2 protein-coding genes are annotated in these 4,056 nt (G+C 60.3%); one reads left to right on the top strand and one right to left on the bottom strand.

Annotated elements, in window-relative coordinates; translation table 11 throughout:
* On the bottom strand, positions 1-2,564 hold a 2,564-nt coding region (locus K8W16_RS09995), incomplete at its 3' end, for a hypothetical protein (protein WP_304123181.1).
* A 433-nt stretch (positions 2,565-2,997) separates the two neighbouring features.
* Here K8W16_RS09995 and K8W16_RS09990 point away from each other — a divergent pair.
* Complete coding sequence (locus tag K8W16_RS09990; protein WP_304123178.1) at positions 2,998-3,678, top strand: septal ring lytic transglycosylase RlpA family protein; 681 nt, start codon at positions 2,998-3,000, stop codon at positions 3,676-3,678.
* Positions 3,679-4,056: the final 378 nt, after the last annotated feature.

Here is a 4,056-nt window from a genome sequence, read left to right as displayed (position 1 = left end):
AGGGAAAGGGCAAGGCCGAGGGCGGCGTTGAGAAGCAACGCGAGGGGCAGGGAAAGGAAGGTGCAGATAAGCCCCGTAAGGATGTTTTTGGTGGAAAAGCCCCGCAGAATGTGGGTGGAGGCCTTGAACAGGCCGCAGCCCGTCATGAGCACGGCGTAGGTGGCAAGGGGCGCGTTGGCCGCGTTCAGGCCCAGACCCTCTTCCAGCACACGGCAGCGGAGCACAGGCTCCAGAAGCACCACGGAAAGGCCGTTGTACATGAGTGAATCGTACACGGTGGACCAGCTCACATAGCTTTTCCAGTGCAGCACGGAGGAGCGGTGCAGCCCGCCGCTGCCGAGCACGGCCTGAAGGATGTTCCGCAGCCCGGAAATAAGGAACCACAAAGGCGCGCCGAGCCAGGCCAGCCAGCCCGTCTGCGTGCAGAGGAAGGCGAGGCATGCGGGGATGAAGCCCACCACCATGCGTAAGGCGTTGGCAAGGTTCGTGTTCAGGCAGCGCAGCCATTCCAGAATGCCTTCGGCCTGCTTCTTCTTCGGGCTGAAGCCGTTGGTTATGTTGGCGTCCGTACCGCCGAGGGTGATGATGTTGCCCTGGGTGGAGCCTACGTCGGCGGTGGCGATGCTGCAGTCGCCGTTGTTGCAGACCAGGGTGTTTTCCGATACGGGCGTCCATTCGGTATGCCGGGCCTGGCCCAGATGGCGCAGGCCGGGAATACGGCGCAGGAAGGCGGTGAGGCGGGAAGGTTCTTCCCCGGGAGAGTCGGAACTGTAGGTGACTTGTTCCAGAAGTTCGGTGCGCAGGGGCAGCAGCAGGTGGGCGGAGCGGCGCGGGTCGTCCAGCTCGCGCCTCGCGCGCCGAGGCAGGGTTTCGGGATAGGCAAGGCCCATGCCGTAGCGGTGGCCCGGGCGGCTTGTGGAATCGGTGCCCATGGTGGCGCGCAGTTTGGCGTCGTGGTAATAGCCGCAGAGCACCGGGATATTCTGCAGGATGATGCGCAGCTTGCGTATGCGCGGGGACTTGGGCATGTCCGCAGGGTGCAGGGCCGCGCTGCCCCTCGGCGTGCTGAAGCCGTCTTCTTCGGAAAGGCCGGAGAAGGAGCCCGGGGCCGCGTCTTTCAGCATGGCAATGATGATCTGTTTTAAAAGCGGCACGCTTCCTGCGTTGATGGCGCGCTGCAACTCGTTGATTTTCTGCAGGTGCCCCAGGTCGCCGTTCTGCCAGTCCTTCAGGTTGAAAAGTTCAAGGTGCGTGATGCGGCCCTGGCAGTCCCACAGAAGGTTGAGCACATCTTCGGCGGAAAGCCCGGCCAGGTTCAGCGTGATACGGCAGCCGCTTTTCAGCTCGCACAGGCGCGTGAGCAGGTGCAGGGGCGTCTGATTGAGCAGCTCTGGGCAGTCAGGGGAATCGCAGGCGCTTTGCAGAAGCACCGTTTCCGGGAAAAGCTCGGGGTCGTTCAGGCGGGAAAGCACGGTTTCCGTAGTGAACTTGTCAAGTTCTTCCAGTTCTCCGGCCGCGGCATTCCGCGCTTCTTCATCCGTTTCCGGGGTGGCGAGCAGGCTGCTCAGCTCTTCTGCACGACGTCGGAGCAGCGGGAAAAGCTTTTTATGGACAAATTCGGCAAGGTGCAGCAGCGAGGCCTGCCCATGTCCTACGAAAAGCAGGAATTCATGGCTGTCCAGTTCTTCCGGCACGACATGCAGCATGGGGGCGAGGCGCTGGCGTTCTGTTTTGTTCCAAGTGTCGAGCAGGTGCAGGATGCGCTTTTCCAGCCATCTTGTAGCGGCACGGCCTTCGTTCATGAGCGTGGACATGGCCGGGGAGGAAAGGAAGGCGATAAAGTCGTTGTCGTTGGCGAAGCCGCGCGGAATCCAGATAAGGTCGACGAAACGCCCCCGGTGCGGGGCATGAAAGAGCAGGCCTATGCGCACGGTGATGCCCATGATGGAGGCAGCGCGGCTCAGCTCTGTCGCGGCCTCGGGGGAAACGTAGTTGTAGTAGATGACGGTGAGGGAGCGTATGCCCTTGAGCCATGCGTCCATGATGAGGTGCGTGGCGTTTTTGCGCCCCTTGGTGTTGGCGTCGTGCACATGGTTGTCGAACACGGCCTGGTTCCAGTCTTCGGGCATTTCCAGCATGAAGTAGCGGTGCAGAAGCCGCCGCACCACGACGTGCCGACCTGTGGCCGCCTGCCTGAAATCGTGGGCAAGGCGCAGCTGGGTTTCAAAATCGCCGTGGGAGCGCACAAGCTCCTTCATGAGCTGCACGAGCACGCGCCCGGTATTGATGCGCAGCGACGTGCGCGCCATGACGAGCACTTCGTCGCGCAGGGCGGCAAGAGCTTCGAGTCTGTCGTTGGCATGGCCCTGGGAGAGGGTGTCGAGCAGGCGCAGTACCGCCGAGGCAATGCGCATTTCCGCAGGCACGGCAAGCTCCAGAATACCGGAAGGGCTGAGCTGGGGCATGAGGCTCGGCCTCTCGACCCGGCTTTTCGTCACCGTCCGGTTGATCATGGTGAGAAGCTGGTAATCCTGGGGATCGAAACGGAGCGAACGGTGTGTCATGGCTGTACCTGCGGCAGGGGTGGGAGTGCTCCATAGTAGTACGAGCTCCCTTAACGCGCAAGCCGGAGACCCGCTTCGCCGCCCGGAAAGGGGAAAATTTTTACAGAATCATTCCGTGGAAAATGATAGAGTTACAGAAGAAATCGCGGAATTATACAGGCCTGCTTGACATATTTTTCATCGGGTGAGATATTCTTCCCCCTATGAGACATGTACGGGTGTCAAAAACGTCCGGCAAGCGTTTTTGCCCCGAGGTTTTCCCCGCTCCGAAGGCGGTTCACCGGAAGGTTTTTTTCGGCTTGCCTTCGCGCATCGGAGCCGCGCTCTTTTCCGGGAGCGCTGCATCGGAGGGGGAAAAAGGGCGATTTCCGCTCCACGCAGCCAGGATCGCAGACGGATCGGCGGCGTGACTTCATCTCAACCCGGAGTCTGCATGACATCATCTTCCTACCGAAGTCTGATGGCGTTTGCGGGAATGTGGCTCTTGTGCCTGCTTCTCATTACGCCGTCGGCTTATGGCCAGGATGCCTCTTTCCAGTCGGGTGTGGCCTCGTGGTACGGCCCCTGGCATCATGGAAAGTCTACCGCTACCGGGGAAGCCTTTGATATGTTCGCCATGACGGCGGCGCATCGCACGCTTCCTCTGGGCACACTGGTCAAAGTGGAACATAAGGACAGCGGCAAAAGCGTCATTGTACGCATCAACGACCGCGGCCCCTATGTCAAGAACAGAATTATTGATTTGTCGTATGCGGCGGCCGACAGCCTGGGGCTCAGTGAATCAGGCATTTCCCGCGTTTCCTTGGAAGTCGTGGGAGACAAGGACGGCAGGCCGCTTTCCCGCTCTCAGGCCTTTTTCGTGAAATTGCGGGAAACTCAGGTTTCTTCCGATGCGGTGGCCCGGCAGCTTTCCCGCCTCATCCGCCTGGGACTGTACGACGCGGCTTCCCTGCTGCATACGCAGGACGGCGTCATGGCTATAGGCCCTTACGCCAGTTTTCAGGAATCGCAGGATGCGCTGGTACGCGTGGCGACGACCCATCCCGGCGCCAGCATCATGCTTGCTGAGAAAAACTCCATGTCCCCGGCCATACAGGCCGTCGCGGAACGATAGGCGTCCGCCCCTGGAAAAGGCGGCCTGCCTTTGCGGCGCGTGAGAGACGCCGCATGTCGATGCGCGGAAGCCCCCGAAGCCCTTGCGGCCGGGGGCTTTTTTTATTTTTGAAAGTGTCCCGGGAAATCTTGCGGCCGTGATGCTTTCGGGCTGCCCGGAGAAGGCGCGCCTTCCCGACGGCCGGGAACAGGGCGAGCCCCCTGTGCGCCGGTGTTCCGGGGCGGTCGTGTTTTTGTGGCGAAAGGTCGGTCGCCGGATTAATTCCGGCATATTCCAGGGAAAAGACATAGTTACGCAACAAAGATCCATTCCGATATATAAGGAAAGGATTTTTTATGGTAAAGAATAGTTATGGCTATTGATATCAAGATTTATAGG

It is taken from the genome of Mailhella massiliensis, assembly GCF_020741395.1.
Lineage (GTDB): Bacteria > Desulfobacterota > Desulfovibrionia > Desulfovibrionales > Desulfovibrionaceae > Mailhella > Mailhella massiliensis_A.
This window is presented reverse-complemented; position numbering and strand designations above follow the sequence as displayed.